Raw genomic sequence first — 22982 nt, 5'->3', positions numbered from 1 at the left:
GGAAGGGAACATTCCCACCATGGGCACCAACTCTCCTATAGTGACCACAACTTGAGCAGAGCTTGAGCAAGCCCGAGCACGTTCGAGCAGAGTGTGTCGCTTCCGATCGAGGACCCCGATTGATGACCGCGCCAACCCCCATAGCGCGCCCCGGGACGGAGCGCCCTCCGCTGCGTCCCTCCGCGTTCGTCCTGCTGGCCTGTGCCCTCGTCACCGCGGTGCTCGCCGGTACGGCCGCCGCCCTCGCGCCCGCGTCCGCGCGGGCCCCCCTGGCCTGGGGGGCGGGAGCTGCGGCGCTCGCGTTCAGCGTCGCGGTGACCGTCGCCTTCCACGCCCTGCGGGCGCTCTCCCTGGCCCGGCGCCACCTTGCCGCCGAGCGCCAGGAGGCGGGCCGCCTCCAGCAGGAACAGGCGCGCAGAGCCGCCGAGTTCGGGCAGGAGCACGCCCGTCTCACCGCCGCGCACGCGCGTGAGGTGGCCGACCTCACCGCCGAGCACACGCGCGTACGGACCGAGCTGGCCGCCGAGAACAGCCGCGTCAAGGCGGAACTGACCGCGGAGAACGCCCGGGTGCAGGAGGAGCTCACCGCCGAGCACACGCGCGTACGGACTGAGCTGACGGCGCGGCTGCGCACCGCCGAGTCCGAGCGGGCCGCCGCGCTTGCCGCGTGCGCCAACGCGGCGGGGCGGATGCAGGCCCTGGCCACCGGTACCCTCGCCGACCTGCGGGAGATGGAGGGCCGGCACGCGGACGAGGACGTGCTCACCGACCTCCTCCACCTGGACCACAGGACCGCGCAGGCCGGCCGCATCGCCGACTCGGTGGCGGTGCTCACCGGCGCCCGCTCCGGCCGCCGCTGGGCCAAGCCGATCGTCATGGAGTCGATCCTGCGCGGCGCGATGGGCCGCATCGGCGGATACCAGCGCGTACGGATCCACTCCGCCAGCGAGGTCGCGGTGGCGGGCCACGCCGCCGAGGGCGTCATGCACGCCCTGGCCGAACTGCTCGACAACGCCGCGAACTTCTCGCCGCCGACCTCCGAAGTACATGTGTACATCGAGGAGGTGGCGGCCGGTGTCATCGTCTCCGTCGAGGACAGCGGCCTGGTGATGGGACCGGTGCAGCTGCGCCGCGCCGAGCGTGCCGTGTCCGGCGAGGCGACGGGCCTCGGCGGCCTGTCCGGCACGCGGCTCGGCCTCGCGGTGGTCGGCAGGCTGGCACGCAAGTACAACCTGACGGTGTCCTTCCGCCCCTCGGCGCGCGGCGGCACGGGCGTCCTCCTGCTCATCCCGCAGGAACTCCTCTCCCGCCCCTCGGACCCGACCCCGAGCCCGTCTTCGTCCCTACCGGCCCCTCCGGCCCGCCCGGCGGCTCTGCCGGGCCCTGCGGCTCTCACCGGGCCTGCGGCTCTGACCGGCTCTGCGGGTTCCAGCGGGCCTGCCGCTCTAACCAGCTCTGCGGATTCCACCGAGCCCGCAGACCTCACCGAGCCCGCAGCTCCGACCGCGCCCGCGGCCTCCACCGGCCCCGCGGCCCTGACCCCGGCCCGGCACGCGGCTCCGGCCCAGCCCGCGGCCACACCCCAGCACGTGGCCCAGTCGGCACCCTCGGTTCAGCCCCCGGCCCACACCCCTGACAGCCCCACACCCACGGCGGGCACCACGGCCCAGCCCGCGGCCCCAGCCCCGGCGGCCCAGCCGACGACCACGCCCCAACCGCGACCCGCGCACCCGCAGCCGCAACCGCAACCGCAGCAAACCCACCCCGAGCCCCGGCCCGCGTACCCCCACACCCACACCCCGGACCCCGGCCTCGACCGCGTGGACCGCGACCCCGTCCCCACCCACGAGTCCGCGGCCGAGGGCACCCCCACCCCCCGCACCGCCCTGGACACACCCACCGAAACCATCCCGCTCCCCAAGCGCCCCCGCGGCCGTACCCTCGCCGCCGCCGAGCGGGCCCGTGCCGGCGGTGACACCAGCGACACGGGGGAGCACCCGCGGCCGCGCCCCGCGGACGCCGCCACCACGGCGGCCCGCTTCAGCAGCTTCCGCCAGGCCGTCCGCCCCGCTCCGACGGCCGACCCCGCATCCCCCGAGCACCCGGAAGGCGACACCCCTCGATGACCACCACCGCTTCCCCGGCCCCCGGCACCACCACCGACGCCAAGCTGACCTGGCTCCTCGAAGGCCTCCTGGAGCGCACCCCCGGCGCCCGGCACGCCCTCGTGCTCTCCCGGGACGGCCTGAAGCTGTGCCGCACCCCGGAGCTCTCCGTCGACCAGGCCGACCAGCTCGCCGCGATAGCCGCCGGCATCCAGTCGCTGTCGCACGGCGCGTCCGCCGAGTTCGGCGACGGTACCGGCGGGGTGCGCTCGGCGATGGCCGAGTTCTACGGCGGCATCCTCTTCATCGTCGAGGCCGGCGAGGGCGCGCACCTGGCGCTCGTCGCCGACGAGGACGCCGACGCGGGCCTGGTGGGCCACACGATGAGCGAACTGGTCGAGCAGCTCGGCGAGCATCTGCGCGCCGCGCCCCGCGCGGGCGGCGGCCCCGGCAGCCGGCCCACCGCATGAGCGTGGGCCGCCCCGGCCGGGACGACTCCCCCGACCGGCTGTACACCCTCACCGGCGGACGCAGCCGGTCGGCGCCCGACGCCCCCTTCGACCTGGTGACCCTCATCGTCGCCGAGTCCGGTCCGATGCCCGGCATGCAGTCCGAGCACGCCGCGATCCTGCGGATGTGCCGCCTGCCGACTGCGGTCGTGGAGATCGCCGCCGAACTCGGCCTGCCCGTGAGCATCACCCGCATCCTGCTCTCCGACCTGCTGGACGCGGGCCGGATCAGCGCCCGCCACCCCCGCTCGGGCCCCACCCACAGCCTTCCCGATTCCGAACTCCTGGAGCAGGTGCTCGTTGGACTCCGCAACCTCTGAACGCCGGGAGCTGACCGCGACCGCCGACAACGGCCTGAAGATCGTCGTGGTCGGCGGCTTCGGCGTCGGCAAGACGACGCTGGTCCGCTCCGTCAGCGAGATCCGTCCCCTCAACACCGAGGAGACGATGACGCAGGCCGGCAAGGGCATCGACGAGACCGGCGGCCTGGCCGGGCTCGGCGCCAAGACGTCCACCACGGTCGCCTTCGACTTCGGGCGCATCACACTCGACGCCCGCAATGTCCTGTACCTCTTCGGCGCCCCCGGCCAGGAACGCTTCTGGTTCCTGTGGGACCGCCTCTTCGCAGGGACTCTCGGCGCGGTCGTCCTCGTCGACACCCGGCGCCTGTCGGACTCCTGGTACGCGATCGACCGCCTGGAGCACCACGGCACGCCGTTCATCGTGGCCCGCAACGACTTCGGCGGGCCCGCGTACACCCCCGAGCAGGTGCGTGAGGCCCTCGACCTCGACCCCGGGGTGCCGCTCGTCGACTGCGACGCGCGCTCCCGGCAGTCCAGCAAGGACGTACTGATCACGCTCGTGGAACACCTCAAGACGTTGTACGTCGCTCAGCTGAACGCCCCTCAGGAGTACGCCCAGTGACCTGCCCCGCGACCGGCGCCACACCCGGTCCCGTCCCGCTCTCCGGCCCCCGCTTCGCCACCGAACCCGCCCAGCTCTACCGGGAGATGCGCCGCGACCACGGGCCCGTGGCGCCCGTGCTGCTCGACGGCGACGTGCCGGCCTGGCTGGTGCTCGGCTACCGCGAGCTGCACCAGGTCACCGCCGACCCGGTGCTGTTCAGCCGCGACTCCGAGCTGTGGAACCAGTGGCCGAACATCCCCGCGGACTGGCCGCTGCTCCCGATGATCGGCCACAAGCAGCCGTCGATCCTCTACACCGTGGGCGAGCGGCACACCCGGCGGGCCGCGATGATCGCGCAGGCGCTGGAGGCCGTCGACCCGTTCGAGCTGAAGGCGCACGCCGAGAAGTTCGCGGACGAGCTGATCGACCGGTTCTGCGGCAAGGGCGCCGCCGACCTGATCGCCGAGTACGCGATGCTGCTGCCGGTGCGGGTCCTGGCCCGCATCTACGGCTTCCCGGACGAGCAGGGCCCCGCCCTGGTCACCGCCATGAACGACATGATCGACGGCCGTGAGCGGGCGCTCGCGGGCCAGCAGCACCTCGCGTCGTCGATGGCGCGGCTCATCGCCGACAAGCACGAGGCGCCGGGCGAGGACGTGGCCTCGTACATGCTGCGGACACAGCTCACGGACGGCGCGGACGGGTTCAGCGACGAGGAGATCGCGCAGGACCTGATGGTGATGATGGCCGCCGGGCACCAGCCGACCGCCGACTGGATCGGCAACTCGCTGCGGCTGATGCTCACCGACGACCGCTTCGCCGCCTCCCTCTTCGGCGGTCGGCACAGTGTCGCCGAGGCCATGAACGAGGTCCTGTGGGAGGACACCCCCACCCAGAACGTCGCGGGCCGCTGGGCCTCACGGGACACGCAGCTCGGCGGTCGCCGCGTGCACGCCGGTGACCTGCTGCTGCTCGGCCTCGGCGCCGCCAACGCCGACCCGCAGGTGCGCACCGACGGCTCCGCCCTGACCGGCGGCAACAGCGCCCACTTCGCCTTCGGCCACGGCGAGCACCGCTGCCCCTTCCCCGCCCAGGAGGTCGCCGAGGCCGTCGCGCGGACCGGCATCGAGGTGCTCCTCGACCGGCTGCCCGACCTCGATCTGGCGGTGCCCGCGCGGGACCTGACCCGCCGCCCGTCGCCGTGGCTGCGCGGCCTCACCGATCTGCCGGTGAGCTTCAACCCGACCCCGACCTCAGCGTTTGGAGACCTCAAGTGACCGACAACCCCGCCAGAATCGCCCTGGACCCGTTCGTCACCGACCTGGACGGTGAGAGCGCCCGGCTGCTCGCGGCGGGCCCGCTCGTCGAGGCGGAGCTGCCGGGAGGTGTGCCGGTGTGGGCGGTCACGCACCACGCGGAGGCGCGGCAACTCCTCACCGACAAGCGGCTGGTGAAGGACATCGAGGTCTGGGGCGCCTGGCGGCGCGGCGAGATACCCGCCGACTGGCCGCTGATCGGCCTCGCCAACCCGGGCCGTTCCATGCTGACGGTCGACGGCGAGGAGCACCGCCGGCTGCGGTCGCTGGTCGCGCAGGCGCTGACGCCGCGCCGCGTGGAGCGCATGCGGGAGCGGATCACGGAGCTGACGGACGGCCTGCTGGACAGACTCGCCGTCTCGGACGCCGAAGTGGTCGACCTGAAGGCCGCGTTCGCCTATCCCCTGCCCATGTACGTCATCAGCGACCTGATGGGCATCGACGAGGCCGACCATCCGCGGCTGAAGGTCCTGTTCGACAAGTTCTTCTCCACGCAGACGCCGCCGGAGGAGGTCGTGGCGACGCTCGGCGAGCTGGCCGCGATGATGGGCAGGACCGTGGCGGCCCGCCGCGCGGCGCCGGGCGACGACCTGACCAGCGCGCTGATCGCGGCCTCCGAGGGCGGCGACCGCCTCACCGACGAGGAGATCGTCTCCACGCTCCAGCTGATGGTCGCGGCGGGTCACGAGACGACGATCTCCCTCATCGTCAACGCCGTCGTCAACCTCTCCACGCACCCCGAGCAGCTCGCACTCGTCCGCGCGGGCCAGGTCGGCTGGGACGCGGTGGTGGAGGAGACCCTGCGCCACTCGACGCCGACCTCCCATGTCCTGATCCGCTTCGCCGCCGAGGACGTATCCGTCGGCGACAAGGTGATCCCCGCCGGGGACGCGCTGATCGTCTCGTACGGCGCGATCGGCCGGGACGAGAAGGCCCACGGTCCCACGGCGGCCGAGTTCGACGTCACCCGCGCGTCCGCCACCCGCCACATCTCCTTCGGCCACGGCCCGCACGTGTGCCCCGGGGCGGCCCTCTCCCGCCTGGAGGCGGGCGTGGCGCTCCCGGCCCTGTACGAACGCTTCCCGGACCTGACCTTGGCGGTCCCCCGCGCGGAACTCCGGCACAAGCCCGTGGTCACCCAGAACGACCTCTACGAGCTGCCGGTGCGCCTCAAATCCAGCCCCTCCGGCGTTTGAGGAGCGGGGTCCGGGGCGGAGTCCCGTGGCGTGGAGGCCAAGGGGCAGTGGATCTCAGCGGCCGGACACCAGGAGAACCCCGCGCCCTGAGCCGCTAGGCTCACCCCGTGGCTGAGATCCGGATTCCCGCTGACATGAAGCCCGCCGACGGACGTTTCGGCGCGGGCCCCTCCAAGGTGCGGACGGAGGCGCTGGACGCCCTGGCCGCCACCGGCACCTCCCTGCTCGGCACGTCCCACCGCCAGGCCCCGGTCAAGAACCTCGTGGGCCGGGTGCGTGAGGGCGTCAAGGACCTCTTCTCCCTCCCCGAGGGGTACGAGGTCATCCTGGGCAACGGCGGCTCGACCGCCTTCTGGGACGTGGCGACGCACGGACTGATCGAGAACAAGTCGCAGCACCTGAGCTTCGGCGAGTTCTCCTCCAAGTTCGCGAAGGCGGCGAAGCTCGCCCCGTGGCTGGCCGAGCCGTCCGTGATCACGAGCGACCCGGGCACGCACCCGGACCCCGCCGCGGAGGCGGGCGTCGACGTGTACGCCTTCACGCACAACGAGACGTCGACCGGCGTCGCGGCGCCCGTCAAGCGCGTCGCCGGCGCCGACGAGGGCTCCCTGGTCCTGGTGGACGCCACGTCCGGCGCGGGCGGCCTGCCGGTCGACATCGCCGAGACGGACGTCTACTACTTCGCCCCGCAGAAGTCGTTCGCCTCGGACGGCGGTCTGTGGATCGGCGTGTTCTCCCCGGCGGCGATCGAGCGCGCCGAGCGGATCCACGCGTCCGGCCGGCACGTACCGGAGTTCTTCAGCCTGCCGACGGCGATCGACAACTCCCGCAAGAACCAGACGTACAACACCCCGGCGCTCGCGACGCTCTTCCTGCTCGGCGAGCAGCTGGAGTGGATGAACTCCCAGGGCGGCCTGCGGTTCACCACCGGCCGCACCGCCGAGTCCTCCCGCACGCTGTACGGCTGGGCGGATGAGTCCAAGTACGCGACGCCGTTCGTCACGGACCCGGCCAAGCGGTCGCAGGTCATCGGCACGATCGACTTCTCCGAAGAGGTTGACGCGGCGGCGGTGGCGAAGGCGCTGCGGGCCAACGGCATCGTGGACACGGAGCCGTACCGGAAGCTGGGGCGGAATCAGCTGCGGGTGGCGATGTTCCCGGCGATCGATCCTGCGGATGTCGCTGCGCTCACCGAGTGCGTTGATTATGTGATCGAGCGGCTGTAGTTCCGGTTCTTCGTCTTACGGGCGCGTGGGGGCTGGTCGCGCAGTTCCCCGCGCCCCTTACGGGGCCCTCACCGGCTCAGCTGCTTGAACTTCCGTACCGCCAGGGGCAGGAAGATCAAGGAGATCACCACCGGCCACACCACGGCCATCAGTACGGCATGCTGCTCGACCCAGCTCCCGCCTCCCGCGCCCGGGTTGCCGAACAGCTCCCGCGTGGCGGTGCCCGTCGACGAGACCGGGTTCCACGCGGCGACCGGCGCCAGCCAGCCCGGCATCAGGGACGGCGCCACGAAGACGCTGGAGATCATCGTGAGCGGGAAGGCCACCGCGTAGAGGCCGCCCGCCGCCTCCGGGGTCGGCACGACGAGGCCGAGGAAGACCCCCACCCAGATCAGGCTGAACCGCAGGAACAGCAGCAGCCCGAAGGCGAGCGCGGTGTCGAGGAACCCGGCGCTGGAGCGCCAGCCGATGGCAAGGGCGGTCAGCGCGAGGATGGCCAGCTCCGCACAGGCCACGACGAGGTCGGCGACGCCGCGCCCGGACGCGACCGCCGAGGGGGCCATCGGCATGGAGCGGAAGCGGTCGATGACGCCCTTGGAGGCGTCCGTGACGACGGCCATGGCGGTGTTCATGAAGCCGAAGGCCATGGTCATCACGAACATGCCGGGCATCAGGAACTGCTTGTAGTCGCCGTCGTCCCCGCCGCCGGGCACCTTCATGGCCTCGCCGAAGACGAAGCCGTAGAGGAGTACGGAGATGATGGGGAAGCCCAGTTGCCAGGCGATGGTGACGGGCTGGCGCAGGAAGTGCGTGAGGTAGCGCCGGGTGACGTTCGCGCAGTCGGCGAAGGCCCAGAAGAGCCGGCCGTGCGAGGTGTCGGCGGTGAGGGCGACGCTCATGCCGCGACCTCCTTCTCCAGGTGGGTGCCCGCCGCGGTGGCGGCGGGTTCGGCGGTCTCTGAGGGCTGACCGGTCAGGCGCAGGAACACCTCGTCCAGGCTCGGCCTGCGCAGGCCGATGTCCTCGACGGCGACGCCTTCGTCCTGAAGGGTGCGCGCCACGTCCGTGAGGGCGGCGACGCGGTCGGTCACGGCGGCCTGCACGCGTCGCTCGACGTCGACGACGAGGGGTTCGCCGGCGCAGACGCGGGCGACGGCCCGTACGGCGGCGGGCAGGTCGGCGGCCTCGCGCACGACGACGTCGAGGTGGCTGCCGCCCACGGTGTTCTTCAGGCCGTCGGGGGTGTCGTCGGCGATGGCCCGGCCCCGGTCGATGACGGTGACACGGGAGGCGAGCCGGTCGGCCTCCTCCAGATACTGCGTGGTGAGCAGCACGGTCGTGCCGCCCGCGACCAACTCCCGTACCGTGTCCCACACTTCGAGGCGGCTGCGCGGGTCGAGCCCGGTGGTCGGCTCGTCCAGGAAGAGCACGGCGGGCGCGAGGATCATCGAGGCGGCGAGGTCGAGCCTGCGCCGCATGCCGCCGCTGTACTGTCCCGCGCCCTTCTCCGCCGCGTCCTGGAGGTGGAACTGCTCCAGGAGTTCTTCGGCGCGCAGTGCGGCGCGGCGGGCGCCGAGGTGGAAGAGGCGGCCGAACATCTCCAGGTTCTGCCGCCCGGTGAGGATCTCGTCGACCGCGGCGTACTGGCCGGTGAGGCCGATGCGGGCGCGGACCGACGCGGGTTCGCGCACCACGTCGGCGCCGGCCACCTCGGCGCGGCCGCCGTCGAGCCGTACGAGGGTGGAGAGGATCCGCACGGCGGTGGTCTTGCCCGCGCCGTTGGGGCCGAGCAGTCCGTGCACGGTGCCCTGCTCGACGTGGAGATCGAAGCCGTCCAGGGCGTACTTGTCCCCGTACCGCTTCTGGAGCCCTTCGGCCCGCACCGCGAAGCCGTTCCCGTTCTCGCGCCTGTTCCTGTCCCTGTTCATCGCCCGCCCTCCGGTCCTGCGGCGCCCCGCTTCTGGGTACGCCGTACTCAGTCAAGAGTACACCGTACCCAGTTCCCGTGGGTACACCGTACCCATTTTTTGCCGGGGCGATTAGGGTGAGTACATGACGAGCACGAACGGCGGCGACGACCGGCGCACCGGCAGCGACATCTCCCGGAGCCTGGAGCTTCTCTGGGACGAGGCCGCGCGTCCCACGCGCGGCCCCAAGCCGACCCTCACCCTGGACCGGATCGTCACCGAGGCTGTGCGCCTCGCGGACGCCGAGGGGATCGCGGCGGTCTCGATGCGCAGGCTCGCCACGGAGCTGGGGACGGGCACGATGTCCCTGTACCGCTACGTCCCCGGCAAGGGCGTCCTCCTCGACCTGATGCTGGACCGCGTCTACGCGCCGCCGGAGGAGGACGCTTCCTGGACGGGCGGGTGGCGCGAGGGCGTCGAGACGTACGCCCGCGAGACCCTCGTCCGCTACCGCCGCCACCCCTGGCTGCTCCACGTCAACCAGGCCCGTCCGGTGCTCGGCCCCGGCGCGGTCGGCGGCCTGGACCGGACCCTGTCACGGATCAGGACGATGGGCCTGAGCGACCCCGAACTGATCGGCGTCATCGTGATGGTGGAGGGCTACGTCACCGGCGCCGCCCGCACTCAGGTGCACGAGATGGAGGCGGCGCAGACGACCGGCCTGTCGGACCAGGCGTTCTGGGAGGCGCAGACGCCGACCCTCGACCGCGCCATGCGCAGCGGCCGCTACCCCACGCTCGCGACGCTCTCCCACGACGCGTTCGGCACGGACTTCGACCACTTCGAGTTCGGGCTCCAGCGCCTCCTGGACGGCCTGGACGTCATGGTCGCGCGGCGCGAACAGGACACGTGACCAGGACGTATGACCTGGCCGCGTGACCGGGACGCGTGACCCGGAAGGCTCCTGCCTCTCAGCGCCTGCGCGTCAGCCGCTTCAGCCCGAAGAAGACGAGCAGCACGGCACCGGCCACGATCGCCCCGGTCTTGACTCCGCCGTCGAGGCCCCCGCTCCCCGGGGAGCCGTCCGAACCACCGCCGCCGCCGGACGCCGGACCGGAGCCGCCCCCGCCCTTGCCGCGCACCTCCACGGGCGTGACCTGGCTCTGCGCGCCCTCGGTGCCGTACATCAGGGTCGTGCCGTCCGGGGTGTACGTCACCGACTCGCCCTGCCGCTGGAAGGGCACGCTCAGCCGCCCTTCCCGCTCGGGCTTCTTCCCCGCGCCCTTCCAGGCGTAGGAGATCCCGCCGAAGTACCCGCGCAGGGCCAGCTGTTCGCCGTCGGGCGAGAAGGCGCCGTCCGTCACCCACAGGTCGGTGTCGGCGATCTTCTTGAAGACGTTCGTCCCGGAGGCGGACATCTCGGCGGGCCCTTCGTAGAGGCTGCCGCCCTCCTCCTTCTTGTCGGCGATGTAGATCCGCCCGGTCTTCGGATGCACCATCAGCGCCTCCGCGTCCCGCGCCCCGTCGGCGTACTTCACGACGTACTGCGTGGCGCGCACGGTCTGGTCCTTCAGCGTCTTCGGCTCGGGCAGCCGGTAGATCCACACGTTCGGCCAGGTGCCGCCGAGGTTGTCGCCGATGTCGCCGACGTAGAGGTCGCCGTCGGCGCCCACCGAGATCGCCTCCACGTCACGGGGCGCGCCGACCCCGCTCATGGTGACGGTGGCGACCGTCTTGCCGGTCCGCGAGTCGACCGCGTACAGATAGGCGCCCTTGTCCTGGTCGTTGTGTGTCCAGTAGACGCCCGGGTGGGCGCGGGAGGCGGCCAGGCCGCTGGACTCGACGATCCGCGGGTCCTTGACGGTGAACCCGTCGTGGCCGTCGGGCGCGGCATGCGCAGAAGACGCGGAAGACGCGGAAGACGCAGAAAACGCTGTCACGGCGAGGAGCAGCACGGCACCGGCGAGGACAGACGGAACAGCCCGAAGCGAACGCATGGGCCCAAGCGTGCCATCCGGCACCGGCGCCCGGCGTGCCGAGCCTCACATCGCAGGTGCCGGGCCTGATCCGCCATGATGTGCGGATGCTCAGGTTCATGTTCGTCGGCGACTCGATGACGATCGGAAGCGCCGGGGAACACACCTGGCGCCACCGGATGTGGCAGCACCTGCGCGACACCCTCGGCGCCGGGGAGTTCGCGGTGGTGGGCCCGCGCAGCGCCCTCTACGACAAGGCGGCGGGAGAGCCCCTCTCCCACGACTACGCCGACGCGTCCCCGGACTTCCCCCGCCACCACCTCGCGGGCTGGGGCGAGGGCTGGCTGCACATGGCGCCGCGCATCGCCGACGCGCTGGCCCGCGACCCCGCCGACGTCCTGCTGATCTCCCTCGGCCTGATCGACCTCGGCTTCTACACGAACGCGGAGCAGACCGCCGGCAACGTCCGGGAGTTCATCGCGCGGGCCCGCTCCGCGAACCCGGGAATCCGCATGGTCCTCCTGCCGGTGATACCGAACATCCGGGCCGCGTCGGACGCGCCGTTCGCCGCCGAGGTCGACCGCTTCAACGAACTCCTCGCGAAGACGGCCGCCGACCTGGACACGGGCCGCTCCCCGCTGCTCCTGGCCTCGCCCCCGCCCTCGTACGACATCGCTCTCGACACCTACGACGGTACGCATCCGAACGCGAGCGGTGAGCACAAGCTGGCCGGGGCCTTCGCGGACGCGATGGCGCAGGCGTGGGGCATCGGCGGCCCCTACGCGGCGCTCATGCGGCCCATCGGCTGACGGCGAACCTCCCGCCCTCCCGGCGCACTTGGGCCGCGCCCGCCCCGCGGAAGTGCGCGGGGACGACCAGCTCCCGCTCGTCCGCGGCCCGGCCGAGGATCCGCACGCGGGTCTCTGCGGCCTCCCTCGGGTCCGCGCACAGGCAGCTGCTGTGGGCGGGTTCGAGGATCTGCACCGGGGTGTGCAGCAGGTCGCCGACGAAGACGGCCCGGTCGCTGCCCGAGGCGAGGCGCAGGACGGACGAGCCGGGGGTGTGGCCCGGCGCGGCCTCCAGGGTGAGCTGGGCGTCGATGCGGTGGAAGCCGCTCCACAGCAGGGTCCGCCCGGCCCGGTCCACCGGCGCGACACTGTCCGTGAAGACCGGATCGCGGCTCTCCTCGTCCGCGCCCCGGGGGCCGAAGTGGGCGTGGTCGGCGGCCGGCATGAGGTAGGTGGCGTTGGGGAAGGTGGGCACCCAGTCGCCGTCCTGCTCCCGGGTGTTCCAGCCGACGTGGTCGCCGTGCAGATGGGTGTTGACGACGATGTCGACGTCCTCGGGGCGCACCCCGGCGGCGGCCAGCCGGGCGAGGAAGCCGGTGTCGAGGTGCGCGAAGTGCGGCGCGTCCGGCCGGTCCCGGCCGTTGCCGACCCCGGTGTCGACGAGGACGGTCTTCCCCTCGCTCCTGAGCACCCAGGTCTGTACGGCGGCCATGACCCGGCCGCTCTCGGGGTCCCAGAAGTCGGGCGCGAGCCAGTCGCGGTGCGCGTGCCACAGCTCCTCGGGCACGCCGGGCACGAGCGCGGCGGGCGGGAGGAAGGGCGCCTCCAGCTCGATGACGCGCCGGACCTCGACCTCGCCCAACAGGAGGGGGCCGTCTGTGTGTTCGTCCATGTGCTCGACGGTAGGGAGCGGGCGGTGAGCGTCTCAATGCCTCCGGCGCTCACCTGAATACGCGTACGCCTCACCGCCACCCTGTTGCGCCGCCCGCCTACGCTGCCCCCATGGACGTAGTGAGCGACGCGATCGCGGCGGCGCGGACCGGGCGGCCCGACGCCCACCGGGTCAGGGCCGCGGGCTCTTGGTGCACCCGGCTGCCCGCCTACGACGGGGTGGGCTTCCACGTGGTCCTCGAGGGCGGCTGCCGGCTGCTGCCGGACGACGGCGGGGCGCCGCTCACGCTCGCCACGGGTGACGCCGTGCTGCTGCCGCGCGGCGCGGGTCACGTCCTCGCGGACTCATCGGCCGACGCGGACACGGTGGCACGGGCGGTGCCCTTCGAGCGGTGGCGGCGGCCGCCGGACGCGGGCGCCGAACAGCCGGGGGCGGCGGCGGAGTTGCTCTGCGGCAAGTACCGCTTCGACCGCCGTCACGCCCACCCGCTGCTCGCGGAGCTCCCGGAGGTCGTGCACCTGCCCCGGCGCGCCGGGCGCCATCCGGAGCTGCGGGCGGCGATCGGCCTGCTGGGCCGCGAGACGGGGGCGGCGCGCCCCGGGGCGGACGTGGCGGTCACCGGCCTCCTCGACCTGCTCCTCGTCTACATGGTGCGGGCCTGGGCGACGGACCACGCGTCGGGCCGGGGCTGGCCCGCCGCGCTCGGCGACCCGGTGGTCGCCGAGGCCCTGCGCCTCCTGCACTCCTCCCCCGAGGCCCCCTGGACCAACGACACCCTGGCCTCCCGCACCGGCGTCTCCCGCGCCACGCTCACCCGCCGCTTCACGGCCCTGGTGGGCCGCGCCCCGATGACGTACCTCACCTGGTGGCGCATGTCCCGGGCGGCCAAGCTGCTGCGCGAGACGACGCACCCCCTGGAGGCGGTGGCCCGCCAGGTCGGCTACAGCTCCCCGTACGCCCTCTCGCACGCGTTCACCCGGACGTTCGGCGTCACGCCGGGGCGGTACCGGAAGGCGCCCGGCGCGCACGGCACGGCAGCCGGGGCCACGCTGGAAGGGAGAGGATTTTCCGTACCCCTCAGCAGTTGAGCAGGAAGGAGCCACGACAGCGCTCACGCGGAAGGACACTCCGGTCGGGGTGATCACCGCCTACTGCAGAGGGATGCGAAAGTGCCCGTCATGGGTCAACTAGCAGCCACCCCGCCGGACGTACTGGCACGCACACAGCGGGCCCTCGCGGCTGCACTGTGGCACTACACGGCCACTCCGGTGGCCAAGCCGTACTACGTGCGCGGATGTATCCCGGATCTGAACGAGCCGAGAGTCACCCTCGCCCTGTGGACCGGGCCCGCGGCACGCGAGAAGAGGAACCTCTTCCTGTCTCTCCCGTTGGTCTCCGGCGGCGTGCCCGTCTCGGCGACGCACGTCACGTTGGGGCTGTTGGGGCTGAGCCGGGGAACTCACATGTTCGGCTTCACGGGCCGTTGGTTCGACGGCAAGCATGTCCTCAACGGGAGCTCGCTCCTTGAGGGCGTGGCAGCATCTTGGCCGCCTGTCGAGGACGGAGAACAACTCGGGCCGAGGGGCTTCTACTTTGAGCGGCCGGGGCAGCTGAAGCAGTACTGACTCTCGTGCCGGTCTTCGTCGCTGCCATCGGTCACCGTACCGCCCGTTCAGTCGCCTCGTGCAACAGATCGCCCTCCACGAACGGGACTTCACTCGTCGGGCGTGACCTCCAGTCCAGCGGCCACGTGTAGCCGTCCAGCGCGGGCACGCCCACGTACGCGAGGTTCCCCGCCCGCCTGCTCAGCGCACGCGCGCCGACCGGCCACGTGTACGAGTCTGCCGCCCGCGGGGGCAGCAGGAAGTAGAGGTAGCGCCCGCCCGTCGCCTCGCGGACGATCGGGCCCGCGCGGAAGTCCGTGAACTGCATCAGGTCGTACGCGACCTGCTCGCCCAGCGCGCCTTCGATCCGTACCGCGTCGAAGTGAATACCCGCGTGCCGCAGGGCGTGGCCGGAGGCCGGGATCCAGTCGTGGACCCTGAGTGATGACGTTTCCGAGTTCATGCGGCAGATGTTGTCGGGCGCTCACATACTGTGACCAGGGATTCGCAGGTGACGTGCTGCGCTGTGCACTTGGGGAGGACGTTGTGCACTCCGGTGAACGAGGGTCGGAGACGTTCGGCGCGCTGTTGCGGTTCTACCGCGAGCGCGCCGGACTCACCCTGGAGGCGCTGGGCGCGCATGTCCAGTACTCCAAGTCGCAGGTGGCGATGGTGGAGCGGGGGGAGCGACCGCCCAAGGGCAAGTTGGTCGAGATCGCTGATCAGGTGCTGGGTGCACAAGGTGCACTGACGCTGCTCGCGGAGAAGGAGTTCGGGGGCAGTGGGCTGCGGCCGTGGACCGAGGATTATCTGGCCGAGGAGAAGAAGGCCTCCGCCTTGCACGTGTACCAGAGCCACGTGATCCCCGGTTCGCTCCAGACGGAGGCGTATGCCCGGGCGGTCTACAACTGCAACTGCTACCCGACGCTGGACGATGAGGAGGTGGAGAAGCGGGTGGTCGACCGTGTGGGTCGCCAGCGGCTGTTCCATCGCAAACCCGCGCCGAATGTCAGTTACGTACTGGAGGAGAGCACTCTCACCCGCCCCATCGGCGGCCCGCCCGTCCTCAAGGAGCAGTTGCACCACATCCTCGACATCGGACGGTTGCGGCACGTCGAGATCCAGGTCATGCCGCATGCGCGGCACGTCCACGCGGGGCTGAACGGCTCCATGATTCTCTTGGAGACCGCAGAGCGTCGTCAGCTTGCCTACCTCGAAGGACACCGCGGCGGCTACTTCGTAAGCGAACAGCCAGACCTGGGAGACCTGTTCGGCAAATATGGCATTCTGCGGGCGCAGGCTCTAAACCCGGAAGAGTCAGCGAAGCTGATCGAACAGGTGGCGCAGGGACTATGAGCGTGGGCTTCAACTGGTTCAAGAGCAGCTACAGCACCGACGAAGGCGAATGCCTGGAGGTAGCCCTCACCTGGACCAAGTCCACATACAGCGGCAGCGAAGGCGAATGCCTGGAAGTCGCCGCCACCCCCACCACCATCCACATCCGCGACTCAAAGCTGAACCCCGCCGGACCCACCCTCCGGATATCCCCCGGCACCTGGACCGCCTTCCTCAGCGCGCCTGCGCGGCCCGCGCGCGGTCGGACATCAGCTGGGTGACGGACCGGAGGTCGTCGCTGTCGTAGCGGCGATCCTCGTTGTCCTCGCCGGTGACGACGGTGAGCACCGTGCCGGTGCGGACCATCGTGTAGTTGGTGGTCTCGGTGACGTACCCCCCGCCGCCCTCCGAAACAGAGAACGCGACGAGTTCGTCGCCGACCGCCGGCATCGTCATCCGCCGCGCGCCTCCATCGGCCGCCTTCCGGCTCAGCGCACGGAAGGCGGCGGAGGCCTTGCCGGTACTCGGGTACGCGAGGACACGGAACCGGGTGTCCATGCCATGGCTTCCCTGGTACGCGACCGTGGCCTCGTACGTCGAGCCGTCGTCCTGCGAGGAGACGTCCGCGGTGGGCTCACTGCTCACCGTCCAGCCCGACTCCAGACTGGTCGTACCGGGCAGGACCCGCATGACCGCGTCGGCGTCGGCGAGCGGTTGCGGCTTCCACTCCCCGTCCCCCGCGCCCGTACCGGCGCCGCCGACCGTGGCGTCACCCGCCTTCACCCCGGACGCGGCCACCCCACCCTCGCCGCCCGGCGAGTCGTCACCACTGAATGCCTGCGTGCCGCCGTAGACGGCGAGGACGATGAGTACGACGAGGACGGCCAGGCACGCGACGAGCGCCGTCCGCCCGCCCGGAGTGTTGTTGAAGGTCACGGGACCCAGTGACAGGGTGCTGCCCCGCACCTTCGCCCCGCCGTCGATCACGATGCTGCCCGTGTACTCCCGAGGGGGCTCGGCCGGTGGCGGACCGGCCGCGGGAGGACCGGCCGGAGGCGGGCCCGCCAGCGCCTCCGCGAGCCGGGCGGCGAACTCCGGGTCAGCCGCGACCCGCTCCCGCACCGCTTCCCGCAGCGCGGCCAGCGCCTCCGGGTCCTGCGGCCTCTCCTCCACGACGTCCAGCGCCGCCCGCCCGGAGGGATCCCCGCCGACGCGCTGCCGTACGAGATCGGAGACGGTCTGCCCCACCTCAGCCCCCACCGCGCCCGCCGCGCCACCTGCGAACCCCGTCATCACGCGCACCGCTTCCGCGACCACGTCCACGGACCCCATGCGACCACCCCCGAGTCATGGGCATGCCATCAGACTCATGCCGAGGCCTCCATTGTCGGCCAACCCCGCCTGGATGTAAGGGTGTTGACGGTACCGGCACCAAGGACCGGTCTGCCCGGCCGACTCGGTCAGATCGCCCCCGTCAGCCGGTTCGCCAGCGTCGACATCGTGTACGTACCGATACCGAGGACGACTTCGAGGGCGTTGCGCTCGGTGTGGCCCTGGGACAGGAATGCCTTCAGCTCCTCGTCGCCGACGCCGCCCGCCGTCGCCAGCACGGCCAGCGTGAACTGCCGCACCGCTTCGAGCCGCACGTCCGGCAGCTCCCGCTGCTCGCGCAGGGCCGCCACCAGCTCCGGCCCCGCGCCCAGCTTGCGCAGCTTCCCCGTGTGCAGGGCCACGCAGACGTGGCAGTCGTTGCGGGCGGCGACCGTCATGATGACGACCTCGCGGGCCACGGGCTCCAGCGTCGTACGTTCGAAGGCGGCGCTCAACTCCAGGAAGCCGTTGAGCAGTTCCGGCGACTCGGCGAGCCGCGCCACGGCGTCCGGCAGCTGCCCGAAGGCCTGCGTCACCCGCTCCATGGCGGGGCGGGACGCGGTCGGCGCGCTCTCCACGGTGTGCTCGGTGAACCTGACGGGCATGGCGTACCCCCTACTATCGACAACATGGTTGACGATGTGAAGGTAAACCAGGTTGACGAACGGCACAAGGAGAATGGCAGGGGGTACGAGCTGCCCCTCCTCCTCTTCGCGGGCTTCCGCACCCTCATCGACCGCCTCCACGCCGAACTCGCCCGCCAGGGCCACCCCGACCTCCGCCCCGCCCACGGCTTCGCGATGCAGGCCATCGGCGCGGCGGGCGCCACCGCCAGCGAGGTCGGCCGCCGCCTCGGCGTCTCCAAGCAGGCCGCGGGCAAGACCGTCGACCGCCTCGTCGCCCTCGGCTACGCGGCCCGCACCGACGACCCCGCCGACGCCCGCCGCAAGCTGATCCGCCTCACTCCGCACGGCCTCGACGCGCTGCGCCGCTCGGCGGTGGTCTTCGACCAGTTGCGGGCGGAATGGGCGCAGGCCCTCGGGGCCCGGCGGCTCGGCGAGTTGGAGTCCGGCCTGCGTACGGTCGTTCCCCCGGACGCGCTCCGGCTCGACGCGGCGGGGTGGCTCGGAGGGTCGTGACCGGACGTGCCCTCGGCACCGTGCGTATCGTTGTACTGCGCGGCTGCACTCGACCGAGGGCGGCCGGGGAGGAGCGCCACGATGACCGTCGTAGAGACCGACAGGATCGCCATGGCCGAAGATGACGACGAGTGGGACTTGGACCGATGGTTCGAGCTCATCGAGCGGATGGTCCCCGAGGGTATCAAGGCAGAGGTCGTCGAGGGGGCTGTCTCAATGGTGCCGCAACGGGACAATCACTGGCAGATCATCCGCAGGATCGTGCGGGCCCTGGAGGACCAGTTCGGTATGGACGTCCGGGTGACGTCCGACGTACGCATCGACTTTCCGGGCCTTGACAACGGCTTCTGCCCGGACGTCGCAAAGCTGAGCGAAACGGCCAAGAAGGATGGGCAAGGCCGCTGGCGGTACCAGGACGTGGAGTTCATCGCCGAGGTGATCTCCCGGGGCACCGCAATGAACGACTACGGCCCGAAGAAGGCCGCGTACGCCGAGGCGGGCGTCCCCGTCTACCTCATCGCCGACCCGTATCAGCGCCGCTGCCACGTCTACACCGACCCCAAGGAAGGCGAGTACCGCACCGAGTCGAAGTCCGACTTCGGTGAGGAGATCGACCTGACCGGCACCGTCGTCGATCTCGTCCTCGAAACCGACCGCTTCCCCCGCGACTGACCCGAACCCCCTTGCCTGGAGCCCACTCCACCCCGTTGGCTAGGGCCTCATGAAGTACACGCAGCTGGGACGCACGGGGCTCAAGGTCAGCCGGCTCACGCTCGGCACCATGAACTTCGGGCCGTTCACCAATGAACCCGACAGCCACTCGCTCATGGACACCGCGCTCGACGCGGGCGTCAACTACTTCGACACCGCCAACGTGTACGGCCAGGGCGCGGGCAAGGGCCGCACGGAAGAGATCATCGGCACCTGGTTCACGCAGGGCGGCGAGCGGCGCGACAAGGTCGTCCTCGCCACCAAGGTGTACGGGAACATGACCGCCGACGGCGAGGCCGTCTGGCCCAACCACGACCGGCTCTCCGCGCTCAACATCCGCCGCGCCGTCGAGGCGTCGCTGCGGCGGCTCCAGACCGACTACATCGACATCTACCAGTTCCACCACATTGACCGGCACACGCCGTTCGAGGAGATCTGGCAGGCCGTCGACGTCCTGGTCCAGCAGGGCAAGATCCTCTACGCCGGGTCCTCCAACTTCCCCGGCTACAAGATCGCCCAGGCCAACGAGATCGCGGCCCGGCGCGGCACCTTCGGCCTCGTCAGCGAGCAGTGCCTGTACAACCTCGCCGTGCGCGACGCCGAGATGGAGGTGCTCCCGGCCTCCCAGGAGTACGGCGTCGGCGTCATCCCCTGGTCGCCGCTGCACGGCGGCCTGCTGGGCGGCGCGCTGAAGAAGCAGGAGGGTGCCCGCCGCAGCGGCGGACGGGCCGCCGCCGAGCTGGCCAAGCCGGAGGTGCGCGCGCAGGTCCAGGCGTACGAGGACCTGGTCGACAAGCACGGCCTTGAGCCCGGCGAGGTCGCGCTCGCCTGGCTGCTGACGCGGCCCGGGGTCACCGCGCCGATCGTCGGCCCGCGCACCGCCGAGCAGCTCGCCTCCGCGCTGCGCGCCGTCGAGCTGGAGCTGCCGCGGGAACTGCTCGACTCGCTGGACGAGATCTTCCCCGGGCCGGGCCCGTCACCGGAGTCCTTCGCCTGGTAGCAGCCCCTGAGGGGTACGCGGGGCGGTCGCGCCCGGCTAGCCGCCGAACGCGGCCGCCACCGCCACCACGACGAACATCATCACGAGCACACCGGCCATGATCCGGTTTCTGGTCTTCGGGTCCACACCGTCGAGGTTAACCGGCCGCGTCCGGAAGCCGGGCGCCGCCTCCCAGCGGCCACCTCCCGACCGTCTCGTGGCGGGGCCGCTCCCCCGGCACACCGCTCTTCGGCAGGACGCTGCGTACGAGGATCAGCTCGGCCACCGTCCAGGGGGTGCCCTCGAAGGGGGCGAGGGCCTCGGCGTAGGGACGCAGGTCCGTCGCCCCGTGGCCGCGGGCCAGCGTCAGGTGCGGGCGGTAGTGCCGGGGCTCCTCCATCGCGATCCCCGCCTTGCGCGCCGCCGCGTCCGCCCGCCCGGCGAGGTGGCGCAGCGCGGCCGCCTCCCCCGTGACGCCGGCCCACAGCACCCGGTCGCCGAAGCGCCCGCCGCCGCGCAGGGCGAGGGTGAAGGGCGGGGTGCGGTGCGCGGCCCGCGCCAGGCGGGCGGTGAGGTCGGGCAGGGTCTCCGGCGGCACCTCGGCCATGAACGCGAGCGTGAAGTGCCAGCTGTCCCGGGCGGCCCAGCGCAGCGCGCCGGAGCCGGGCAGGTCCCGCAACGCGGCGGTGACGGCGGCCAGTTCAGAGGTCACGGCGTCCGGCGGCCGCACCGCGGCGAAGAGTCTCATGCGGCGCATTCTCCCTGGACCCGGCGCGCTCGGCCCGCCCAGCCTCTGATCATGAACGACATCAGCCGGGAGCCCCTGCGGATCAGGCCCGGCGGGGCCGACGACATCCCCGCCGTCATCGGACTCTTCGACCGGGCCGTGGAGTGGCTCGTCGCGCGGGGCCCTACGGGGCAGCGGGGTACCAAGCCGTGGTCCGCGCATCCGAAGGCCGTCGCGAGCGACGGCTTCGAGCGGACCGTCCCCTTCACGGTCGCCGACCGCGGGTCGGGCGACGACTGGCCGGGCCAGGTCCTGGCCGGACGCGTCTGATCCGAACCCCGCACCGCCCCCGGAAGGCCACGGCGGCGTCACGCCGCCGTGGCCAGTGCCCTTTCCCTCGGTTCTCTCGGCACGAACCGCACGTGCTGCCGGCCCCGGCGCAGGTCCACCTTCAGGCGGAGGTTCGCGGCGCGGGCCAGCATCAGGCCCACGCCGACCGCGGCGACCGCACAGACCAGGCCGCCCACCGCCATGCTGATCCGGACGCCGTAGGCGTCGGCGAGCCAGCCGAAGAACGGTCCGCCGAGCGGCGTGCCGCCGGTGAAGACCATCATGAACAGGGACATGACGCGGCCCCGCATCTCCGGGTCCGTCGCCATCTGGACCGAGGAGTTGGCGGTGACGTTCACCGTCAGGCCGAGGATGCCGATGGGCACGATCAGCGCGACGAACATCCACAGCTCGGGCGCGAACGCGGCCACGATCTGGAGTACGCCGAAGGCCATCGCCGCCCCGGCGAGCAGCCGCAGCCGCGAGGTGCCGCGCCGGGCCGCGAGGAGCGCCCCCGCCAGCGAGCCGACCGCCATCAGCGTGTTGAAGAGCCCGTACATCCCCACGCCACCGTGGAAGACGTCATCCGCGAAGGCGCTCATCCAGATCGGGAAGTTGAAGCCGAAGGTGCCGATGAAGCCGACGAGGACGATCGGCCAGATCAGCTCGGGGTGCCGGGAGACGTATGTGAGGCCCTCCCGCAGCTGCCCCTTGCCGCGCGCCTTGCGCGGGGTGGGGTGGAGCTCGGAGGTCCGCATGAGGAGCAGGCCCGTGAGCGGCGCGAGGAAGGACAGGCCGTTGGCGAGGAACGCCCAGCCGGGCCCGACGGCCGCGGTCAGCACGCTCGCCACGGCGGGGCCGATGAGCCGGGCGGACTGGAAGTTCGCCGAGTTCAGCGAGACGGCGTTGCGGACCTGGTCCGGCCCCACCATCTCGGACACGAAGGACTGCCGCGTCGGGTTGTCGACGACGGTGACGAGACCGGTGAAGAAGGCCGCGAGGTACACGTGCCAGACCTGGACGTGCCCGCTGAGGGTGAGCGCGGCGAGGAAGAGCCCGCTGATGCTCATCGCGCCCTGGGTGCAGAAGAGCAGGCTCCGCTTGGCGAAGCGGTCGGCGATCACGCCGCCGTAGAGGCCGAAGAGCAGCATCGGCAGGAACTGCATGGCCGTGGTGATGCCGACGGCCGCCGAGGACCCGGTGAGGCTGAGCACCAGCCAGTCCTGGGTGATGCGGGCCATCCACGTGCCGGTGTTCGAGACAACCGCTCCGGTCGCGAAGAGCCGGTAGTTGCGGATCTTCAGCGAGCTGAACATCGAGGACTTGCGGTGGGCCGTTCCGGCCGTCTTGTCGAGGTTGGTCGGTGCGGGGGCGGAGTCTGCTCCGGATCCCGTACTCAAAGTGCGTTCGCCTCCTTTGGCGTACGAAGGGCCGGAAGGGCCGAAAGGGTCACGAGCGTCTGACGAGGTTCAACGGTCACCCGTTCGGCGGCCGTCAAACCCCGCGGTCACAGGTGTGCGAGCTTCTCCAGGACGGGCGCGGCGGCCCGCAGGCGCGCCCACTCGTCGTCGTCGAGGTGTTCGACCAGGCCGGCCAGCCAGGCGTTCCGCTTGCGGCGGCTCTCCTCGAGCATCGCCTCGGCGGTCTCGGTCTGGGTGACCACCTTCTGGCGGCGGTCCTCGGGGTGCGGCTCCAGCCGGACCAGCCCCTTGGCCTCCAGCAGGGCGACGATGCGGGTCATCGACGGCGGCTGCACGTGCTCCTTGCGGGCGAGCTCGCCCGGGGTGGCGCTGCCGCAGCGGGCAAGGGTGCCGAGCACCGACATCTCGGTGGGGCTCAGCGACTCGTCGACGCGCTGGTGCTTGAGTCGACGGGACAGGCGCATCACGGCGGAGCGCAGGGCGTTCACGGCGACGGCGTCGTCACCATGGGAGAGGTCCGGCATGTTCGTTAGAGTAACTCATTA

The 22982-nt window shown here is 71.8% G+C and carries 27 protein-coding genes; 17 read left to right on the top strand and 10 right to left on the bottom strand.

Annotated features, from left to right (window positions below):
* Positions 1-122: 122 nt before the first annotated feature.
* From ACF062_RS30795 to serC, 7 genes are all read left to right on the top strand, one after another.
* Positions 123-2126 carry a sensor histidine kinase gene (locus ACF062_RS30795; RefSeq protein WP_392142898.1) on the top strand — a complete coding sequence of 668 codons (2004 nt, stop codon included), beginning with the start codon at positions 123-125 and terminating at the stop codon, positions 2124-2126.
* Positions 2123-2575, top strand: coding sequence for a roadblock/LC7 domain-containing protein (locus ACF062_RS30790; protein WP_392142897.1), 453 nt, complete (start codon positions 2123-2125; stop codon positions 2573-2575). Before ACF062_RS30795 ends, ACF062_RS30790 begins: the two co-directional genes overlap by 4 nt.
* Before the next feature lie 2 nt (positions 2576-2577).
* A complete protein-coding gene (locus tag ACF062_RS30785) occupies positions 2578-2934 on the top strand; it encodes a DUF742 domain-containing protein (protein WP_392143023.1) in 357 nt (118 codons plus the stop codon).
* On the top strand, positions 2915-3538 hold the full coding sequence (locus ACF062_RS30780) for an ATP/GTP-binding protein (RefSeq protein WP_223775285.1): 624 nt from the start codon (positions 2915-2917) through the stop codon (positions 3536-3538). The genes ACF062_RS30785 and ACF062_RS30780 overlap by 20 nt, the downstream gene beginning before the upstream one ends.
* On the top strand, positions 3535-4797 hold the full coding sequence (locus ACF062_RS30775; protein ID WP_392142896.1) for a cytochrome P450: 1263 nt from the start codon (positions 3535-3537) through the stop codon (positions 4795-4797). Before ACF062_RS30780 ends, ACF062_RS30775 begins: the two co-directional genes overlap by 4 nt.
* Complete coding sequence (locus ACF062_RS30770) at positions 4794-6032, top strand: cytochrome P450 (protein ID WP_392142895.1); 1239 nt, start codon at positions 4794-4796, stop codon at positions 6030-6032. The genes ACF062_RS30775 and ACF062_RS30770 overlap by 4 nt, the downstream gene beginning before the upstream one ends.
* 107 nt (positions 6033-6139) lie before the next feature.
* Entirely contained in the window at positions 6140-7258 is a 1119-nt protein-coding gene (serC, locus tag ACF062_RS30765; RefSeq protein ID WP_392142894.1) for a phosphoserine transaminase, read from the top strand.
* 68 nt (positions 7259-7326) lie between these two features.
* On the opposite strand, the gene ACF062_RS30760 is transcribed toward serC, so the two are convergent.
* Positions 7327-8157, bottom strand: coding sequence for an ABC transporter permease (locus ACF062_RS30760; RefSeq protein ID WP_392142893.1), 831 nt, complete (start codon positions 8155-8157; stop codon positions 7327-7329).
* Positions 8154-9185: an ATP-binding cassette domain-containing protein gene (locus tag ACF062_RS30755; protein WP_392142892.1), complete on the bottom strand. Its 1032-nt coding sequence runs from the start codon at positions 9183-9185 to the stop codon at positions 8154-8156. Before ACF062_RS30755 ends, ACF062_RS30760 begins: the two co-directional genes overlap by 4 nt.
* A 124-nt stretch (positions 9186-9309) precedes the next feature.
* Here ACF062_RS30755 and ACF062_RS30750 point away from each other — a divergent pair, with 124 nt between their 5' ends.
* Positions 9310-10077, top strand: coding sequence for a TetR/AcrR family transcriptional regulator (locus tag ACF062_RS30750; RefSeq protein ID WP_392142891.1), 768 nt, complete (start codon positions 9310-9312; stop codon positions 10075-10077).
* Positions 10078-10135: 58 nt separating this feature from the next.
* Here ACF062_RS30750 and ACF062_RS30745 read toward each other — a convergent pair whose 3' ends face one another.
* Positions 10136-11161 (bottom strand): WD40 repeat domain-containing protein, encoded by a 1026-nt coding sequence (locus ACF062_RS30745; RefSeq protein WP_392142890.1) that lies wholly within the window; start codon positions 11159-11161, stop codon positions 10136-10138.
* Positions 11162-11247: 86 nt separating this feature from the next.
* On the opposite strand from ACF062_RS30745, the gene ACF062_RS30740 reads away from it, so the two are divergent.
* Positions 11248-11949, top strand: a complete 702-nt coding sequence (locus ACF062_RS30740; protein ID WP_392142889.1) for a GDSL-type esterase/lipase family protein — start codon at positions 11248-11250, stop codon at positions 11947-11949.
* Here ACF062_RS30740 and ACF062_RS30735 read toward each other — a convergent pair.
* On the bottom strand, positions 11930-12820 hold the full coding sequence (locus ACF062_RS30735; protein ID WP_392142888.1) for an MBL fold metallo-hydrolase: 891 nt from the start codon (positions 12818-12820) through the stop codon (positions 11930-11932). The genes ACF062_RS30740 and ACF062_RS30735 overlap by 20 nt on opposite strands.
* A 110-nt stretch (positions 12821-12930) precedes the next feature.
* Here ACF062_RS30735 and ACF062_RS30730 point away from each other — a divergent pair, with 110 nt between their 5' ends.
* Positions 12931-13908 (top strand): AraC family transcriptional regulator, encoded by a 978-nt coding sequence (locus ACF062_RS30730; protein WP_392142887.1) that lies wholly within the window; start codon positions 12931-12933, stop codon positions 13906-13908.
* Positions 13909-13998: 90 nt separating this feature from the next.
* Positions 13999-14445, top strand: coding sequence for a hypothetical protein (locus tag ACF062_RS30725; protein ID WP_392142886.1), 447 nt, complete (start codon positions 13999-14001; stop codon positions 14443-14445).
* 31 nt (positions 14446-14476) lie between these two features.
* Here the strand turns inward: ACF062_RS30725 and ACF062_RS30720 are convergent, their stop codons facing one another.
* A complete protein-coding gene (locus ACF062_RS30720) occupies positions 14477-14887 on the bottom strand; it encodes a hypothetical protein (protein WP_392142885.1) in 411 nt (136 codons plus the stop codon).
* Between the two features lie 83 nt (positions 14888-14970).
* Here ACF062_RS30720 and ACF062_RS30715 point away from each other — a divergent pair, with 83 nt between their 5' ends.
* Both ACF062_RS30715 and ACF062_RS30710 read left to right on the top strand, forming a co-directional pair.
* The gene (locus ACF062_RS30715) at positions 14971-15780 is read left to right on the top strand and encodes a helix-turn-helix domain-containing protein (protein WP_392142884.1); all 810 of its coding nucleotides are present in this window, start codon (positions 14971-14973) and stop codon (positions 15778-15780) included.
* Positions 15777-16040, top strand: coding sequence for a DUF397 domain-containing protein (locus tag ACF062_RS30710; protein ID WP_392142883.1), 264 nt, complete (start codon positions 15777-15779; stop codon positions 16038-16040). Before ACF062_RS30715 ends, ACF062_RS30710 begins: the two co-directional genes overlap by 4 nt.
* Here ACF062_RS30710 and ACF062_RS30705 read toward each other — a convergent pair.
* Both ACF062_RS30705 and ACF062_RS30700 read right to left on the bottom strand, forming a co-directional pair.
* Positions 15994-17091 (bottom strand): hypothetical protein, encoded by a 1098-nt coding sequence (locus tag ACF062_RS30705; RefSeq protein ID WP_392142882.1) that lies wholly within the window; start codon positions 17089-17091, stop codon positions 15994-15996. The genes ACF062_RS30710 and ACF062_RS30705 overlap by 47 nt on opposite strands.
* A 128-nt stretch (positions 17092-17219) precedes the next feature.
* On the bottom strand, positions 17220-17735 hold the full coding sequence (locus tag ACF062_RS30700) for a carboxymuconolactone decarboxylase family protein (protein WP_392142881.1): 516 nt from the start codon (positions 17733-17735) through the stop codon (positions 17220-17222).
* 24 nt (positions 17736-17759) lie between these two features.
* On the opposite strand from ACF062_RS30700, the gene ACF062_RS30695 reads away from it, so the two are divergent.
* The 3 genes from ACF062_RS30695 to ACF062_RS30685 all read left to right on the top strand — a co-directional run bounded on the left by ACF062_RS30695 (position 17760) and on the right by ACF062_RS30685 (position 19980).
* Positions 17760-18269 carry a MarR family winged helix-turn-helix transcriptional regulator gene (locus tag ACF062_RS30695; protein ID WP_392142880.1) on the top strand — a complete coding sequence of 170 codons (510 nt, stop codon included), beginning with the start codon at positions 17760-17762 and terminating at the stop codon, positions 18267-18269.
* A gap of 81 nt (positions 18270-18350) precedes the next feature.
* Positions 18351-18941 (top strand): Uma2 family endonuclease, encoded by a 591-nt coding sequence (locus ACF062_RS30690; protein WP_356574170.1) that lies wholly within the window; start codon positions 18351-18353, stop codon positions 18939-18941.
* A gap of 49 nt (positions 18942-18990) precedes the next feature.
* Positions 18991-19980 carry an aldo/keto reductase gene (locus ACF062_RS30685; protein ID WP_392142879.1) on the top strand — a complete coding sequence of 330 codons (990 nt, stop codon included), beginning with the start codon at positions 18991-18993 and terminating at the stop codon, positions 19978-19980.
* Between the two features lie 136 nt (positions 19981-20116).
* On the opposite strand, the gene thpR is transcribed toward ACF062_RS30685, so the two are convergent.
* Positions 20117-20707 (bottom strand): RNA 2',3'-cyclic phosphodiesterase, encoded by a 591-nt coding sequence (gene thpR / locus ACF062_RS30680; protein ID WP_392142878.1) that lies wholly within the window; start codon positions 20705-20707, stop codon positions 20117-20119.
* 51 nt (positions 20708-20758) lie between these two features.
* On the opposite strand from thpR, the gene ACF062_RS30675 reads away from it, so the two are divergent.
* On the top strand, positions 20759-21016 hold the full coding sequence (locus tag ACF062_RS30675; RefSeq protein ID WP_392142877.1) for a hypothetical protein: 258 nt from the start codon (positions 20759-20761) through the stop codon (positions 21014-21016).
* A 38-nt stretch (positions 21017-21054) separates the two neighbouring features.
* Here the strand turns inward: ACF062_RS30675 and ACF062_RS30670 are convergent, their stop codons facing one another.
* Entirely contained in the window at positions 21055-22416 is a 1362-nt protein-coding gene (locus ACF062_RS30670; RefSeq protein ID WP_392142876.1) for an MFS transporter, read from the bottom strand.
* A gap of 107 nt (positions 22417-22523) precedes the next feature.
* Entirely contained in the window at positions 22524-22961 is a 438-nt protein-coding gene (locus ACF062_RS30665; protein ID WP_127910828.1) for a MarR family winged helix-turn-helix transcriptional regulator, read from the bottom strand.
* Positions 22962-22982 lie beyond the last annotated feature (21 nt).

It is taken from the genome of Streptomyces sp. NPDC015345 (genome assembly GCF_043078805.1).
In the GTDB taxonomy this organism is placed as follows: domain Bacteria; phylum Actinomycetota; class Actinomycetes; order Streptomycetales; family Streptomycetaceae; genus Streptomyces.
The sequence above is the reverse complement of the archived record's forward strand: the minus strand, read 5'-3'. Positions and strand labels throughout refer to the sequence as shown.

Bases quoted from the DNA above. Each gene is read 5' to 3' on its own strand.
- ACF062_RS30795 (WP_392142898.1), top strand. From the start codon at position 123: ATGACCGCGCCAACCCCCATAGCGCGCCCCGGGACGGAGCGCCCTCCG.
- ACF062_RS30790 (WP_392142897.1), top strand. From the start codon at position 2,123: ATGACCACCACCGCTTCCCCGGCCCCCGGCACCACCACCGACGCCAAG.
- ACF062_RS30760 (WP_392142893.1), bottom strand. From the start codon at position 8,157: ATGAGCGTCGCCCTCACCGCCGACACCTCGCACGGCCGGCTCTTCTGG.
- ACF062_RS30755 (WP_392142892.1), bottom strand. From the start codon at position 9,185: ATGAACAGGGACAGGAACAGGCGCGAGAACGGGAACGGCTTCGCGGTG.
- ACF062_RS30750 (WP_392142891.1), top strand. From the start codon at position 9,310: ATGACGAGCACGAACGGCGGCGACGACCGGCGCACCGGCAGCGACATC.
- ACF062_RS30745 (WP_392142890.1), bottom strand. From the start codon at position 11,161: ATGCGTTCGCTTCGGGCTGTTCCGTCTGTCCTCGCCGGTGCCGTGCTG.
- ACF062_RS30740 (WP_392142889.1), top strand. From the start codon at position 11,248: ATGCTCAGGTTCATGTTCGTCGGCGACTCGATGACGATCGGAAGCGCC.
- ACF062_RS30735 (WP_392142888.1), bottom strand. From the start codon at position 12,820: ATGGACGAACACACAGACGGCCCCCTCCTGTTGGGCGAGGTCGAGGTC.
- ACF062_RS30730 (WP_392142887.1), top strand. From the start codon at position 12,931: ATGGACGTAGTGAGCGACGCGATCGCGGCGGCGCGGACCGGGCGGCCC.
- ACF062_RS30725 (WP_392142886.1), top strand. From the start codon at position 13,999: ATGGGTCAACTAGCAGCCACCCCGCCGGACGTACTGGCACGCACACAG.
- ACF062_RS30720 (WP_392142885.1), bottom strand. From the start codon at position 14,887: ATGAACTCGGAAACGTCATCACTCAGGGTCCACGACTGGATCCCGGCC.
- ACF062_RS30710 (WP_392142883.1), top strand. From the start codon at position 15,777: ATGAGCGTGGGCTTCAACTGGTTCAAGAGCAGCTACAGCACCGACGAA.
- ACF062_RS30705 (WP_392142882.1), bottom strand. From the start codon at position 17,091: ATGGGGTCCGTGGACGTGGTCGCGGAAGCGGTGCGCGTGATGACGGGG.
- ACF062_RS30700 (WP_392142881.1), bottom strand. From the start codon at position 17,735: ATGCCCGTCAGGTTCACCGAGCACACCGTGGAGAGCGCGCCGACCGCG.
- ACF062_RS30695 (WP_392142880.1), top strand. From the start codon at position 17,760: ATGGTTGACGATGTGAAGGTAAACCAGGTTGACGAACGGCACAAGGAG.
- ACF062_RS30690 (WP_356574170.1), top strand. From the start codon at position 18,351: ATGACCGTCGTAGAGACCGACAGGATCGCCATGGCCGAAGATGACGAC.
- ACF062_RS30685 (WP_392142879.1), top strand. From the start codon at position 18,991: ATGAAGTACACGCAGCTGGGACGCACGGGGCTCAAGGTCAGCCGGCTC.
- thpR (WP_392142878.1), bottom strand. From the start codon at position 20,707: ATGAGACTCTTCGCCGCGGTGCGGCCGCCGGACGCCGTGACCTCTGAA.
- ACF062_RS30675 (WP_392142877.1), top strand. From the start codon at position 20,759: ATGAACGACATCAGCCGGGAGCCCCTGCGGATCAGGCCCGGCGGGGCC.
- ACF062_RS30665 (WP_127910828.1), bottom strand. From the start codon at position 22,961: ATGCCGGACCTCTCCCATGGTGACGACGCCGTCGCCGTGAACGCCCTG.